The sequence below is a fragment of the Lawsonibacter hominis genome, assembly GCF_014287895.1.
GTDB classification, from domain to species: Bacteria; Bacillota; Clostridia; order Oscillospirales; family Oscillospiraceae; genus Lawsonibacter_A; species Lawsonibacter_A hominis.
The window spans coordinates 1-15,975 of the sequence record NZ_JACOPP010000002.1 but is presented as its reverse complement, the minus strand read 5'-3'; the positions used below and the strand labels follow the sequence as shown (position 1 = coordinate 15,975).

Here is a 15,975-nt window from a genome sequence, read left to right as displayed (position 1 = left end):
TCCTTACCTGGTACGGAATTTCTGCGTTCTTGTCAGAATCACCTGTCGGTACTATAATCATACCAGGTAGCAAGAAAAAAGAAAAGTCTTTTTCAGGAGGAATCGTCATGCCGCCTTATCTCCAGGGCCTGGCCATCGGACTGGCCTACGTGGCCCCCATTGGGATGCAGAATCTGTTTGTCATCAACTCCGCCCTGACCCAGCCCCGACGGCGGGCCTTGCTCACCGCCCTGATCGTGGTGTTTTTTGATGTGACTCTGGCGCTGGCCTGCTTTTTCGGCATCGGCGCGCTGATGGAGCGCTTTACCTGGCTGCAGCTTATCATCCTGCTGGCGGGCGGAGCCACCGTGGTGTGGATCGGCGTCGGCCTGCTGCGTGACAAGCCCACCATGGATCAGACGGTAGAGGTGAACGTCCCGCTGCCGCGGGTGGCCGCCAAGGCCTGCGTGGTCACCTGGTTTAACCCGCAGGCCCTGATCGACGGCACCATGCTCTTCGGCGGCTTCCGGGCGGGCAATCCCGGCGCGGTCAGCTCCCAGCTGATCCTGGGCTCCTCCACCGCTTCCTTTCTGTGGTTCTTCGGCGTCACTATCCTCATTTCCTGCTTCTCCGCCCGGTTCAACGATAAGATCCTGCGCGTCATCAACATCGTGTGCGGCTGTATCATCACTTTCTACGGTCTCAAGCTGATCCTGCGTTTTTTCCAGCTGATTCTGTAACGTGTTGTAACATACATATGGAAAGGAGCACGCTGCTATATGAACGAGCTTTCTATCCGTCACGCCGAACCCGGAGACTTGGATCCCCTGATGAAGATCGAAACGGACAGCTTTCCGCCAGCAGAGGCGGCCTCCTGCGCTACGCTTGCATACCGCATATCCGATCTTGCGGAGTGGTTTCTGGTGGGCATGCTGGATGGCGTGCCTGTGGGCTTTTTGAATGGGTTGACCACACGGAAAGCATTTATTGAGGATGACATTTTTGAGCCTGGAAATTCTCATCCCGATGGGAAGACTCTGGCTATTCTCAGTTTGGCCGTGTCCCCCGACTTTCGGTGCAAGGGCTTGGCGGCCGCCCTCCTGAACTCCTGTCTGGAGACCGCCCGCCAACGCGGATTGGAGCGTGTGGTGCTCACCTGCAAGGACCACCTGATCCACTATTACCAGCGCTTCGGCTTTATGGAACACGGAATTTCCCGGTCCGTACATGGTGGCGCCGTGTGGCATGACATGGAGTGCAGGCTTCTGTAACGGCGCCTCGCAAAACGCCAAAGGTGAATTGTCAAGTCAAGTGTAGCAGCAGGCCCCAAAAGACTGCAAAGGGGGAGCGTCAGGCAAGGCATTTTTGCGCACGGAGGTTCAGTAAGGCAATAATGCTGTCGATCTGCTTGTCTGAAGCCGGGCCCATATCGGATCCCTTGGGCAGGCATTTTCTGATGCGGCCGCTGGTGTTCTCGTTCGCGCCGCACTGCCAGGGGGCGTGCGGGTCCGCAAAATAAAGGGGAACCGTTCCGGCTGCCGCGGAGAACTCCCGGTACAGCGCGAATCCAGACCCGCGGTCCGGCGTGATGCTTTTTACCCGATCCGGCGTCAGGCGGCTGAGCAGAAGGATCATCGTGTCACGGGCGGACCGGGCCGACCTGTCAGGCAGCTTTGCGGCCGGCGTAAATCAGGACTTGCGGTCTACCACGGACAAAAGGCAGCTTCCTCTTTCTGCTCCGGCTGGCTGCTCGTTTGTTTTCCTCAAACAGTCCGGCGTGGACGGCGCGGCAGATGGACGCATAGCTGCGCTGCAGCGGAGTCTTCTCCTGCTTGAGCCGATTCGATATCTCATCAGGAGGCCAGTGTGCCTCCGGAAACAGCCTGCGGATGTGCTCCCGCTTCTCGGGCGCGCACAGAATATGCTTTTGCCCGCAGAGAAGGCGCCTCTTCCCGTAGCAACGCTGCGCTTTTGACGGACTGTACGGTTGCTTCTCGGCTTGTTTCTTGACCGCTCCCGGCTGAGCGTTGCTGAAGCCCGGCCCATTTCCTGGGCGATCCTCCGAAGGCTCCGCCCCTCCCCCTTTATCAGGGATCGCTTTTCTCGTTCTTCTATGCTAAGATGCCTGTAGTGGCTCACGTCCAGGCTCCTTTCTGGTTGTCCGCAAACACCATTGTGGGAGTTTCCCTGGCTTGAGTCACTTTTTTGTTGCATTTGTATCGTATATTTAAGGCATTGCCGCGTAATTCAACGCGTGCGGATTGGCGCGAAAATTTGTGCCGCAAAAAGGCGCAAAACCGCAGGAATACTTTGTGTATTGCAAAGTTTTGCAACGCATTTGTGGGGCAAATTGGCCGCCAAGACGTGCGTGGGGAATTGTGCGGTGTTGCCCTAAGTATAGAAATGGAGCAGCGCCTATCTGCCTCATTTTTTATAAAAAGGGAAAAACCCCTATATGTTATAGATCTGTCGCAACAATAAAGCCATATGGAGAGAGGACATTTTGGGAGGCCCCTTCTGAAAGGAGAATTTCTCCAAGCCCTTCTTTGGATAAAGCTACATCCTCTGTACCGAAATTACACCAGATAGAGATGGTTTTGCCTTCATAGGTTCGTTGATATGCGAAAAGCTGCGGATGCTCCGGCAAAAGGAGCTGGAAATCCCCCCATTTCAGAATCTCGCTGGCGTTTCGCAGAGCGATCAATTTTCGGTAGAGGTGAAGGATCGACCCTTCATCCTCCATGGCGCCTTCCACGTTGATGCCGGGATAGTTGGGATTTACCTCGATCCACGGCACTCCGGCGGTGAAACCGGCGTTGGCCGTGCCGTCCCACTGCATGGGGGTGCGGGCGTTGTCCCGGCCCTTCTTCCGGATGCCGTTCCAAGCCCAGGCTGTACGGCCGGCCTTCTCCGCTTCCTTCAGCAGGCTCAGGCTCTCAATGTCCCGGAGCTGTTCTACCCGTTCAAAGGGCATGTTTGTCATGCCGATCTCCTCGCCCTGGTACAAAAACGGCGTGCCCCGCAGCAGATACATGGCCACGGCCAGCATCTTGGCGCTGTGGACTCGCAGCTCTTCGCTCTCCGTGGAGCCAAAGCGGGACACGATCCGGGGCTGGTCGTGATTGCCCCAGAACAGGGTATTCCAGTCAATGGCCTGCTGCCACGCGGAGATGATCTCTTTAAATTTCATCAGGTCGAAGGGGATAGCGTCCCACTTGCTGCCCGCGCCGTCCATATCCATAATGTCGAACTGGAAGAGAAGGTCCAGTTCCCGGGCATCGCCCACCACAGAGTTGGCGTTGCGAGTATTCACAAAGCTGGTCTCCCCCACGCACATGCACTCCCGCCCATCCAAGCACGCTTGGCGCATCTCCCGCAGGTATTCGTGGAGCTTGGGCTGGAAGGCGAAATACTCCGGGGTGAACACATATCCGTCACCCGGGCCGTCGGGCAGGGCCGGATGCTTGGCGATGATACTGATCACATCCATGCGGAACCCGTCCACGCCCTTATCAAACCAGCGGTTCATCATATGGAAGACATCCCGCCGCATATTTTCGTTTTCCCAGTTCAAATCGGGCTGCTTTTCGGAAAAGAGGTGGAGATACCACTGGTCGGTCTGCTCGTCATAGCTCCAGGCGGAGGGGGCGAAAAAGGACGCCCAGTTGTTTGGCTCCCTTCCGTCTTTCCCATCCCGCCAGATGTAGTAATCCCGATAGGGATTCGTCTTGTCCTTCCGGGACTCAATGAACCATTTATGCTCGTCGGAGGAGTGGTTTACCACCAGGTCCATAATCAGCTTGATATCCCGCCGGTGAAGGCCCTCCAGCAGCGCGTCAAAGTCCTCCATGGTGCCGAATTCTTCCATAATCTTCTCATAGTCCCGGATATCATAGCCCATATCGGCGTTGGGCGAGTCGTAAATCGGGCAGAGCCACACCGCACCGATGCCCAGCCACTTCAGATAATCCAGCCGCCGGATAATTCCTCTCAGATCGCCGATACCGTCCCCGTTGGAGTCCTGAAAGCTGCGGGGATAGATTTGATAGAAAACGCGTTCTTTCCACCATTGATTCACCTGATTTATCCTCCTTCAACGACAATAACGCCGCATCGAAGCACTTGAACTTCTGCACATACCGCTAAACCCTGTTCCGTCTTTAAAAGTTGATAGGGCAGATGTCTGCGCTGTCCGTGCACTTGATCTGGAGAGGCAAACCAAACATCGTTTGGTTTGCTCATAACTTGAACCTGCATGGTCACAGTTTCCATTTTGCAGGGCTTAATTTTCCCCTCATTCCAAAGGGAATTGTTGTTAAGTAAATTAACGATGTAAATTGCTTTTCTTTTGCGATTCTGGCGGAGGTGAAACCATATCTTTCCGTCTTCGCCGTCAGCACTTCCTTCTGGAGAAAAAGCATATTCGTGATTATCCCAGCCTTGGTGCGTCATGCTGACATCTTCCATTGTGTCATCCATTAAGAGTGTTTCATACTGTACAAAAAAATCCTGGTAGACGCGTATCCATTCCAACTGCTCATCATTTAGCTTAGTATAGTCAACATAGTATCCTTGCGTTATTACTGCATTTTCCTCGCCAAAAAAGAGCTGGGTTGCGCCATACATTCCAATTACAAACGAGAGAAACAATTGGCATTCCAAGGCTCGTTCCGGGGCGTCCGTACGAAAAGGTGCTGGGTATGCTGCTAAAACAACTGGTTTTCGGCTGTTTCGAGCTTCTGAGATCAAGGCCCCCAGATGCCGGTAGCGGGTGCAAGGAGGCCATACTTCGATATAGACAGCTTGCTGACTGGTGAGCATTGTACGTGATGCAGGCCACCCCCCCACATTGTTGAACATTAGAAAAGGCGTCTTCCGTGACTCTGTTGAGATTAGATGTGCGCTTTCAATCAGCTTCGGGAATTCGTCACAAAGATATATAGCACGGCCTTGGCTATCAAAGGCAAATTTAGGCGCGCCATATGTGTCCATATGGATTCCATCAAATCCGACATCGTTTATCGCATGTTGATATTGCTCCAAAATATGGTTATGCCAACCTGCTTCCCGCTCTAAGTTCATAATGTAAAATGTATTGATAAAGCAAATCGGCTCTCCTGCGCCGTTGTACAAGCTCTGATCGGGATGTCGCTTTTGATAGGCTTCGGAAGCGGCATAAACCGCACCATATGCAAGGGTCAGCATACCATGCGACCGGCATTGCTGTATTTTCTTACGGATGATAGTCAAATTATTGTGCTTGCCCATCATATCGGTATAGTCCGGTGTAGGCGAAACGAAATCATCATGGCGATACGACCAGTCATAAAATTGAACCGCATTGATATGCATACGGGCCATGGCCTCAATATCTGTATCTTGCCCATTCTCTGGAGTAAAGTCACAAAGGAAGCCATACCGAATTACCTTACCGGCAGGGGCAACATCAAATGCTGTAAAACAGGTGGCTAACGTCACACCGTTGATGCAAAACTGCGCCTTCACACCATACCCACCCGGGCCAAAGCGGTGTTCAGAAATTGTAACAATGGGCATGCCTTCTTCAATGGCAGCAGAGCACTCGAAGGTCAAGCCGTCAATGGAAGAAACGTGTAACACTACATTAGTTGCGCTTCCGAGGTTTTGGATGCGAAAGGCAATTGGCATGCCTGGCTCAAAGCTGCCCCTGGTCGGGTAAAGATCAAACTTTTTATTCATCCCTTAAGCGCTCCGTCTGTCAGTCCTTGAATAAACTGCTTCTGAAAAACCAAGAAAATAATGATTACTGGTATCACAGCAATAACGGCTGTAGATGCCATGAGGTGCCACTTCGCTCCTCCAAATTGTTGAAAGAACACCGAAAGAGCTTGTGGTATGTTTTGTTTTGAACGTGATTGAAGGAAGAAAACCGCTTGAGCATAGTTATTCCATATCCCAAAACCATTGAGTATAATGAAAGATGCGGTTGCAGGCTTGATCGCAGGAAAAATCACACGCCAAAAGGTTGAGAAACCTGTACAGCCATCCAGCGCGGCTGCCTCATCCAATTCTTTGGGAAGCGCACGTATAAACGTTGCGTAAATAAAAACCGCCGATGGCAAAGCTAATGTAGAACAAACAAGAATCATTCCCCAAAGCGTATTGACTGCATTTATTTTTCGCATGAGTGTATAGAGCGGAACCGTGTTAATTATTCCAGGAATCATCATACACGACAGTAACAGTCCAAATACAAACTTGTTGTACCGCGTATTGTGGCGTGCTATTGCATATCCGGCTAACCCTCCCGTCATGATAGTCAACCCCAGCGTGCCAGCAGTAATGATAGCTGAATTGAGCATTGCCATCCCGATTTTAGATTTACTCCATGCATCTATAAAATTCTGCCAACAGAAATCAGGCACAAAAATGTTGCCCTCATAAAAGACCCGTTCAGGGGAATTCAAAGCAAGCACCAGCAAAACATAAAACGGAATTAAACACATAATGCAAATTGCAATAATGAGCAAGTACTTTATAAATTTGGAGATACCTTTCACATTGATTCCCCCTCAATCTTTTGCTCGGGTCAACCGCATTGAAATCAATACCGGAATTAGGATAATTAGAAACAGAATCATTGCAACAGCCGTAGAATATCCCGTCCGGCTGCCATAACACATCCGCATGATATAAATGCTTAGACTTTCTGTAGAGTATCCCGGGCCCCCTTCTGTTAAGGACATTATGACATCAAATACGGAGAGAGAGCCAATGATATTGGTTACTACATTGATTCGGATCGCAGGCATAAGTAGGGGGAGCGTCACATGCGCAAACCGCTGCCAAGGCGACGCCCCGTCAATGAGAGCGGCCTCTAACACATCGCTGGAAATGGATTGAAGGCCAGCCAAATAAATGATCATGGTCATACCTGCAAATTGCCATACATTCACAAGCACTAAAACGGCCAGAGCGGATGGATATGAGCTCATCCAATTTCCAATCGGATCAGGAAGTCCCAACTGTGAAAACGCATGATACAAAAAGCCGCGCCCAGGTTGAAGAAGAAAGTACCAAATATATCCCATGATCAATGGGCTGATAATTGCAGGGAGATAAATAATAACTCGTGCAATACTTTTGCCGCGAAACTTACTATTCATCAGAAAGGCATATCCCAAACCAACAAGATTTAGAAGGACAGCACTTCCAATTGCAAAGATCAATGTCGTTTTGATGTCATGCATGGCTCGTTCATCTGAGAAAAAGTCAACAAAGTTTTTTAGCCCTACAAATTTTGCCTCTCCCATTCCGTCCCAATTTGTCATGCTCATGCCTATCCCTTTTAGTAAGGGGTAGACAAAAAACACACCGAAAAGAATTAACGCTGGCAATGAAAGAAACTGAGCCCAATTGATTCGCTTTTTCTTCATAGTTGGTCTCCTTCAAAAGCAAACGGCGGACTCGGAGTCTTAAAATCATCTCTTGACCCCGAGCCCACCGTTATAAAATACTAAAAAGTGTTGTCGCGAGGCAAATTAAGGCAGATTATTTTAATGCGTACGGAACAAAGCCAAAAGCCTTGAATCCCAAGGCTCTCAAGGCCAATTGGCCTTGTTCGGGTGCAAGTTTTTTTGGCAAATGAGCCGGAAAACCTTGCACCTTCCGCTGGAGCAATACGGCGCTCCAGCGGAAATATGCATTGCAACAATGTCTCAACTTCATCAAACGGGCTATTCATAGCCCGTTTGATGAAATGATGCAGCCGTGGCCGCACGAATAAACCGCTTGGCGGTTGATTCAGTAGACATTATTTTAGGACGTAAAACCGGCATCCCAAGCCTTTTCATAGGCAATCGCAAATTCCTCTGCCGTGTACTTTCCGGCCAACAGATCCTGAACCATTCGTCCAGCGTCATCACCAGAGAATCCAGCAGGTTTTTCATTGGTATATCCAATATTCGCCGCAGATTCAATTGCACTATTGACGCCTTCGACGACAGCGGCGGGAGCCCAGTCAGCGTCTACATCAGTGAAAGCAGAAGGAGAACCGAGACTTTCCGCATACTTCTTCTGGTTTTCCGCTTGGAATAAGTACTCCAAAAAGTCTTTTGCCTCTGCCGAATAGGGAGTTTCAGCGCTAATGCTATAGCCGGAATCCTCGGCCACCAAAACCATCGGCGTACCGTCAGCCATCATAGAGGGATACGGCATAAAGCCGATTTTATCAGCCATAGAAGGATCCTTTTCAAGAATACCGGACAGGCACCACATACCATTGCTGAACATAGCAGCCTTCCCGGACACAAAAGCGTCCACACAGTTATCGCTTGTAGCAGTCAAGACATCGGCGTTCAGCAATCCCTTATCCTGAAGTTCCAAGAGCCCTGCGGCAAAGGTTGCCATAGCGCCGTTCGGGTCGCCGAAATTCAGGATACTCTTGTCGTTGTTCAGCATCGCAACCTTCGCTTCGGTAGCACCGTACTTGGCCTTAATATAGCCATGAGGGATGAATTCAATCAGATGGCCCAGATGCCATGCCTCATTTCCGAAGATAAACCACGGATCCACATCAGGCTTTGCCACCTTGAGCGCTTCCAGGTTGGCGACAAATTCTTCCCATGTATTAGCGGGTTTCAGCCCCAACTCATCAAAAATTTCCTTGTTATACCAGAATCCGGCCATAGTCATGTTGGTGCAAATTCGATACTGTTTTCCGCTGTTCACATCCGTGCAGTTTTCCCGCATGGAAGGAATTAAGCGATCCCAAATCTCATTCCAGTCAGACAGGTCCAGATACTTTCCCTGATTGACATACTCCTGTTCGTAGGTCGTCATGACAGCAGGGGCTTCACCAGAGGCAAACTTGATTTTGATGATGTTGCTCGCATCATTTTGATATTCTTGTTCCACAGTAATTCCGTTGCTTTGTGCATTATAGGCGGCAATGATTTCATCAAGCAGGTCAACTGTCTCGACCTTCCCGGTGAAAAAGACTAAATCAACATCCTTTTGCGCAGCGGGCTGGGTCGGATTAGCCCCTGGAGTCGGTGTCGGAGTTGTTTCTGCGGAGGGAGTGCAGCCGGCAAAAAGCGTCAGCATCATTGCGGCAGCGAGGAACAGAGAAATCTTCTTTTTCATTTTTACCTCTCCTTTTTCATGTTTGAATTGGTCTATCTAAGCGACAGCATACCATACCGGCATAAGGGAAAAGAGGGCGGGAGCAGATGTGACCTCCATATATGGTTTTTCTGCTCCCGCCAGGGTGCTTACACTTCGGAATTCCCGAAAAGCCAGGTCTGCATAGAAGAAGTAATGCGATAGTGGATATGAACAAGGTCGGAATCCTGCCAGCCAGAACCAGAATTATCTCCAATTGCAATGACCAGGTTTGCCCAGTCGTCCGCTCCAGCTACTCCGGTACTTGAAAGCTCCGAAAGCGGAATAACCATCTCAATCCGACCCGAGTTGGTTTCCCACTGAGGAGCAATCACGTTTGTGATCGCCCCGCTCTGTGACCAATTCCCGCCAGCGGCTGTAAACTTATGAAATACATCCGAATCGCTGGATCTCATGAATGCAAAGGCACAATCACGGCCAAGCAGGGATTGTTGCAGGCTCGTGTTGTTTGTCGCCATCGTTTGATGCTTAAAATCCTCTGAATATACAGCCACGCTGAACAAATCGTTCGGAGCTTGATAGACAGGCAGAGATTTGCCCGCCGTATCAATTCTAATGTACAGGTTGCTATCATCATTGCACAGATAAACTTTGTGGATGTCACGTGTTGCTTTCCCGGTATCCCCTATCTCATCCAGGTAATACGGAACATATGTCCACTGCCCCCAGTCAGAAACCGTATCATATGGGTCCGAGGTATTCGTACAACCACCGTTTACCGTTATTCCTTGGTATGCCCCCGCATTATATTGCTGCGGAACGATTCGCATATCGAACTGCTCATCATAGGCAAGGGCCGTCATAATGTACGCCGCACCAGTGATTGGTTCACACATCGTGCTAACCACGGGTTTAAACGTAATATTAGATACACATTCACCCGCCGGCATATAGCCCAGAGCCGTCCTGTCAACATACCATTGAAGCCGATCATATCCTCTCTCCTGCAATGCATGGTACCCGCTGTTCAGCTCCATCATAGCAATCCACATTGTCATTTGCGGCCAAGAGGGTTCATCATCCAACGTCTCTGCTCCACCCGGATCCCAACTGTTCTTTCCTGTATAGAACGTATCTCCCTGATATCTCGCGATTCCTGTCCCATCTCTGCTGATGGTTGCGGTTATTTTTCGATAATGGTTATATGCTCGCTTCGACGCCATGTCCAACACACCATATGTGAACAGTACATCCGAGGAGGAATCAACCGTCGTTCTCGGTGTCCCGTCAAGATTGACAGCACGGTTGTAATACCACCAATTACTGTCCCCATCTGTTGTATTATACAAGCCGGCAACTCCATCAGTCGAACTTCTCTGGATAGCGCTCCGAATTGTCCCCGCAGCACCATTATAGGAGTCAGCAAGATCCTGGAGGCCCAAATCTTTTGCCAGTTTTTGTGCCGCATCTAAGCCTGCGGCATACAACGCTTGAGTAAAAGCGTTATACTCAAACTGCTCTTCCCAAATACTACAATCTCCAGCCCCAAATCCGTTTGACTGAATCCCGTTGCAGACCAAGTCTGAGGACATTTTGTATGCAGGCCAGATTTTGTTCAGAAACGCCTGCCGAGCGGCCGCAGGCAATGCCTCGTAGTGGCGATAAACTCCAATCAAGAACATGCCAACGGAGTCATACTCAGGTTCAACAAAAGAGACAGGGCTATTGTCCCACAACCAGTAGCAGGTCCAGAAAGCGCCAGGTTGCTTCCAGTCGCCCTGATCCGACTTGATTTGTCTATCAGCCAGCCAGAGCCAGTATGCCTCGGCTTCATCCAAATGCCCAGATGCATCATACGACATCGCTGTAACGGCAGAATCACGCGCCCACACTTTATACGAATATGCAGAAGGGTTTGTTGTTGCAGGCATGGCCGCAAACTTGTGAACCGTATTCCCAGCGCTATCCTCGTATGAGCCAGGAACCGTAGACTGCTTTATCAAGACCAGAATAGAATTATAAGCGTCATTCAGTCTGCTGTCAGGCAAACTGGTCTGCTTCCCTGTACGAAGCCACGCATCATAGGCGTTTCTTGTCAGCTGAGTCCACTCAGCAGCAGTCTTTGTTCTGATTTTTGTCAAGGTCGTTTGCATTTCAGTGGCAGAGCCGCAAATTGCCGTATAGAAGCTAAACGTTTGTGTCTCATGCGCGCCCAAGGAAACGGACTTCATATATGCCGTTGAAATATCTGTTGCATTTACACTCGTATTATTTTTCAAGGTTCCATTTTGATCAAATGTAACCCACGGAGAACAGGTTGCGCTCGCGGCATTGGAATCCGCGTCGTTCGCAACCTGGAATCCATCTGCTACGCCGAAGCAGCCGTGCGCTATAACATATTGTCCCGCAGCTGTCATGTCGGTTACGATGGTGTCAGTACTTGACTGATAGCTGGATGTGATATTGGAAGTCGAGTGGTTTTCTACATGGAGCATATCAAGGATAGAGAAGTTCTGAAGTTCGCTCGTCAAATTCGTAACATCGTAAGTTACTATCATAAAATTTTCATTTGGAACAACCGAATAAGATCGCTTAACCTCAACAGGAAGAAGTCCGCCATCATAAGAGGTGTATGTTGTGTTCAACACTCCTTCTGCGTCGAAATACCCTGTGGCATCAAATTTTGAACCAGTTGTATATGATTTGTTCTCGGTATTGTTCCTTAGGAACATAGAATAGTTGCGGATCTGATTTTCATTATAGTCCCCATTCGGGGTCCCGTCATAATAACGCATCTCATAAATACCGGGGCCATCGGAAAGGGGAGCCTGCGCCGGGTTGATATCCGCAGCTTTCCAAATATAGCTTGTATCGTTCCAGTTGTTCAGATACAAAGAACGGCTACTTTCAAACAGTTCGGTCACAGTTACCTTATCCAAATTAATGAATCCACTATACTTCTCTGTAACCAGTACAACCGCTCTATGCACCCCAGCGGTCAAATATATCCCTTTCTCAACAGTTCGCCATTCATCCCAACTACTACCATTTGGGAAAGTAGTCTTCCCCCGGCTCTCACCATCTATGAAGAGTTCTCTGCTACACTCAGAATCCGTCGCATTCGCATAACTAAATATTAAACTATAGTAACCGTCCGACGGAGTAACAATATCGAAAGTAACGCTGTCGTACAAGTCGCCGTACCCATCAACGAACCCCGTCCCAGAGAAACCCGCATGATCCGTATTTGTTCCAACTCCAGAAAGAATCATGTTCTCAGCTTCTATGGTAGTAGTGGAACCCTGAGCGGCCCACTTAATGAAAACCATGTCCCAGTACTCCAATTTAGGCACAGTGAACATTATGTAGTGACCCGTTGAATCGGAGCCAAGCGTATAACTCAGATTTTCGCTCAGGCACGCGTTATAGTCCGGAGATGCAACATAGACGCCGGCGACAGTCCGATCATTTGTATAATAGTACTTGACGGAAAGATTGTTCTTAGCCGTCGGTGCAGTTGTAGCATTTCTCCAGTTGGTATCTTGTTCCGAAGTAAGGTTAATCAGATGTACTATGGAATAGTCCTCACCCTTATCCTTGGGAATAAACCAAATCTTCCCAGGCTCGCCGCTTCCAGATATTGATTCACCAGCAATGCTTAGGTTTTGTAATCCTCCATCGCCCGGAGTGACATCAGGATCATACAAAAGGTTCTCATAACCAGTGATAAAATCATAATGAGACTTCATTGCTTCCCGCAGATTGGAGGACATGGTCTTGAATGCCTTGGGGTAATAGGGATGTCCCAACATAACAGCATCGCTGTAATTATCGCTTCCGTTCGCCGCGCTTAAGCCTGTACCCATTTCAATATGGTAGGCTCCACTCGCTGCAACGGCGGCATCGGTAAGCCGGACAGATGCATCGTTAAACATGGAGACCGTCAGCTTATCCAGCTGAATATCTCCACCGGTCGAAGTCGCATCCTGTCGGATTTCAATTGAGTGATTACCTGCGGATAGATAAAGCATTTTAGGGGCAGTAAATGCATTTTCTCCAGAGAATACACCCCAACTGGGTTCTGCGGGCATCACACCAGTACGCGTCGGATCAAAGCTCACCGTCATACACGGTGCATCGTCTACAATGATTGACTTCGTGCTTCTGGTTTCAGTGCCATTCGAATAGGTCATTACCAGAGAATAATACCCTGCCTCGGGTACAGAAACAGAAAAGGTCAGACTATCCCCAATCTGGTCGAACCCAGACACATAGGTAACACCCTCCGGGTTGGTAGCAACATACACCCCATCGCCAACAGCATCTTCCGCTTGAATGGTGGTTCCGAGTGTGTCATATTGGTTCATATATGCTGCTAACACCATTGCTTTTCCATCAGAGTTGTCTCTGGACCACTCGATGAATGACTTAAGGTCATTATAGGTATTGGAGTTTTCCCAAATCTCACTGAATGAAAAATCTGTGTCAGCATATTTGGTAATATATTCGGAGGAAAACGAGTCATTCGCCGGCGTTCCACCATTGACCATATTCATAGTCACGTAGGCACCTGCTGAATATTTATTTTCCAACCCGGCTTTGATCGTGTCAACGTATCCCGGGAAGGTCTTGCCTAGGTCGACATAGTTCCCATTATAGTCATAGTAATCAATATTTCCCCAATAACTTCCCATTTGGTCAATATGGATTCCATCAAACCCCAGAAGATCTATGGCATCTTCGTATTGGTTCAGCATAAACTCCTGCCACGCCTTATTCTCAGGATTGAAAACATGCAGAACCGGTGCCGGATCACCCTCCAACGGGAAAATCAGCTGATCGATATCGTTTATTGTGCTGTTGTCAGTTTCGTTATATGAGGTATTATAGTCCTTGTTCTTATATAGGCCCCACTCTTTCTTTACTGCATAATCTTCATAATCCTCACGTGCCATATACGCCATTTGATACGCCATAGCACTTTGATTTAGTAAATGCCCAGCATTAATCCTTTGAGTTATGCTATCCTTGGAAATCGTATTTCCAAACATATCGATCCAGGAATCTGCTGCGCCAGATGGGACAACCTTTTCGTGCCGCCACATCCAATCATAATACTGAACAACATTAATGTGGTAGTCTCGAACTAATTCCTCAATAAGAGCCGTGCTTTCCTGCAAAGTTTCGCCAGCATCAAAATCTACAGAATAACCATACCGGGGAAAACGAGAAAAATCCGAGGAAACATCAATTGCCACGCTATCAAACTCTCCATTATTGAGGGAAACCTCAACAATATAGCCAGTGTAATCATTTGTTGGGCAATTCCAGGTATAGGTAATATTCGTTGTTTCGTTTGCATTCACTGAAACAGGAAGGGAATCTGTCGCGAGGCAATTTTCGAGATGATACGTCTTGAGCGTAACAACTTCAGTTGCGTTTGTGCTGGTCGGATTGCTCAGTTGAACTGTGATAATTGCCTCGCCTCCGGGGGCATAAGCCGCTTTGTCGGTGTAGACATCTTCGATTTGCAAGTTTCCATTGGTGGTAGCCATTGCATTTGATATCGGAAGCAATGTAAAGAGCATTACCGCGCATAGGAAAGTGCTTATGAGTCTTGTAAGCCGTGATGCCTTTTTCATTTTTACCCCTTCCTTTACTATTACCGTCTCACCCTTTTGGACATTCCGCCTATTCTTCAAGCACATTAATTATAGCATTTGTGTAAACTGCATTGAATTCTTTCTTTATTAGATTTTGTACTCGTTTTTTTAGGTGTCACTAATCTTGACGGGCGGAAAGATGTTCTGGGAATGTGGGTTTGGGAAAATGAAAGCGCCAAGTTCTGGGCACCGGCGCTGAATGGTCTGCGTAACCGCGGTCTGGAAGATATCTTCATTGCCTGCACGGACACTCTGACTGGATTTTCTGCTGCCATCGAGGCGGTTTTCCCCCAAACGGAGATCCAGGCCTGTGTTATTCACCAGATCCGAAACCCTGCCAGATACGTTTCCCGCAAGGATCTGAAGGCCCTGATGGCAGACCTGAAAGCCCTGTATGCCGCTGAGGAGGGGACCTCTGCGCCGAAAGCTCTGGGGGCGTTTGCCCAGCGGTGGGACAAGAAACACCCTGAAATTTCAATATTCTGGTCGGATAACTGGCCCGATCTGGGCATCTATTTCAAGTTTCCGCAGGAAGTTCGGAGACTGATTTATACCGCCAATGCCATTGAGGGCTTTAACCGGCAGCTTCGCAAAGTGACCAAAGCCAAGTCTGTTTTTCCGACAGACGACGGCCTCCTGAAAATGCTGTATCTGGCGATGATAAACATTACGAAAAAGTAGACTGGCAGACGCCAGGACTGGAGCATGATCCACGGGTAGTGTCAAGGATTTTGCGCAAATTGGTTTGCAGGCTCTGGAATGAATGAAGTCAGCCAGCAATGGAGGCGTCCTCAACGGCAGCCTCCAGGTGCTTCATGTTCATGTACTTTTTGTTGCCCCACTGGGTGCCGGCCACATGGCGCAGGCGGGCACAGACCAGCATGAGGGCGGAGTTACCATCCGGGAAACTACCCACCACACGGGTGCGGCGGCGGATCTCCCGGTTGAGCCTCTCAATGACATTGTTGGTGCGGATGCGAGTCCAGTGTTCGCTGGGAAAATCGCAGTAGGTAAGAGTCTCCTCAATGCCATCCTCTACCTTCCTGGCAGCCTCCTTCAGTTTCATTGCCCGCAGCTCTTCCACGACAACTTTGGCCTTCTCGCGGGCCGCTTTCTTGCTCTCCTGGGCGTGGATCGCCTTGAGCATCTTGGCCACCAGCTTTACCTTGGAGCGAGGCGTGACTGAGAACACATTGCGGTAAAAATGGACGGTACACCGCTGGTATTTGGC

The 15,975-nt window shown here is 49.2% G+C and carries 11 protein-coding genes and 1 pseudogene; 3 read left to right on the top strand and 9 right to left on the bottom strand.

Annotated elements, in window-relative coordinates; all coding sequences use genetic code 11:
• Positions 1–107 precede the first annotated feature (107 nt).
• Together H8S57_RS01825 and H8S57_RS01820 are read left to right on the top strand one after the other, a co-directional pair.
• A complete protein-coding gene (locus H8S57_RS01825) occupies positions 108–719 on the top strand; it encodes a LysE/ArgO family amino acid transporter (RefSeq protein ID WP_186906370.1) in 612 nt (203 codons plus the stop codon).
• Between the two features lie 39 nt (positions 720–758).
• Complete coding sequence (locus H8S57_RS01820) at positions 759–1,250, top strand: GNAT family N-acetyltransferase (protein WP_186906369.1); 492 nt, start codon at positions 759–761, stop codon at positions 1,248–1,250.
• Between the two features lie 79 nt (positions 1,251–1,329).
• Here H8S57_RS01820 and H8S57_RS01815 read toward each other — a convergent pair whose 3' ends face one another.
• From H8S57_RS01815 to H8S57_RS01780, 8 genes are all read right to left on the bottom strand, one after another.
• Positions 1,330–1,650: an IS30 family transposase gene (locus H8S57_RS01815; RefSeq protein WP_256413533.1), complete on the bottom strand. Its 321-nt coding sequence runs from the start codon at positions 1,648–1,650 to the stop codon at positions 1,330–1,332.
• A gap of 18 nt (positions 1,651–1,668) precedes the next feature.
• A complete protein-coding gene (locus H8S57_RS17985) occupies positions 1,669–2,193 on the bottom strand; it encodes a helix-turn-helix domain-containing protein (protein ID WP_369807582.1) in 525 nt (174 codons plus the stop codon).
• A gap of 244 nt (positions 2,194–2,437) precedes the next feature.
• The gene (locus H8S57_RS01805; RefSeq protein WP_352408361.1) at positions 2,438–4,057 is read right to left on the bottom strand and encodes a glycoside hydrolase family 13 protein; all 1,620 of its coding nucleotides are present in this window, start codon (positions 4,055–4,057) and stop codon (positions 2,438–2,440) included.
• A 5-nt stretch (positions 4,058–4,062) separates the two neighbouring features.
• A complete protein-coding gene (locus H8S57_RS01800; RefSeq protein WP_186906367.1) occupies positions 4,063–5,697 on the bottom strand; it encodes a glycoside hydrolase family 66 protein in 1,635 nt (544 codons plus the stop codon).
• The gene (locus tag H8S57_RS01795) at positions 5,694–6,518 is read right to left on the bottom strand and encodes a carbohydrate ABC transporter permease (protein ID WP_256175222.1); all 825 of its coding nucleotides are present in this window, start codon (positions 6,516–6,518) and stop codon (positions 5,694–5,696) included. Before H8S57_RS01795 ends, H8S57_RS01800 begins: the two co-directional genes overlap by 4 nt.
• A 12-nt stretch (positions 6,519–6,530) precedes the next feature.
• The gene (locus tag H8S57_RS01790) at positions 6,531–7,394 is read right to left on the bottom strand and encodes a carbohydrate ABC transporter permease (RefSeq protein ID WP_186906366.1); all 864 of its coding nucleotides are present in this window, start codon (positions 7,392–7,394) and stop codon (positions 6,531–6,533) included.
• Between the two features lie 382 nt (positions 7,395–7,776).
• Positions 7,777–9,102, bottom strand: a complete 1,326-nt coding sequence (locus H8S57_RS01785; RefSeq protein WP_186906365.1) for an ABC transporter substrate-binding protein — start codon at positions 9,100–9,102, stop codon at positions 7,777–7,779.
• A gap of 128 nt (positions 9,103–9,230) precedes the next feature.
• On the bottom strand, positions 9,231–14,636 hold the full coding sequence (locus tag H8S57_RS01780; RefSeq protein WP_207723664.1) for a glycoside hydrolase family 66 protein: 5,406 nt from the start codon (positions 14,634–14,636) through the stop codon (positions 9,231–9,233).
• A 204-nt stretch (positions 14,637–14,840) separates the two neighbouring features.
• On the opposite strand from H8S57_RS01780, the pseudogene H8S57_RS01775 reads away from it, so the two are divergent.
• A pseudogene (locus H8S57_RS01775) lies at positions 14,841–15,422 on the top strand (IS256 family transposase); the annotation flags it as partial.
• A 91-nt stretch (positions 15,423–15,513) separates the two neighbouring features.
• Here H8S57_RS01775 and H8S57_RS01770 read toward each other — a convergent pair.
• Positions 15,514–15,975, bottom strand: a 462-nt coding sequence (locus tag H8S57_RS01770) for a transposase (protein ID WP_186906363.1), incomplete at its 5' end; no start/stop codon positions are given.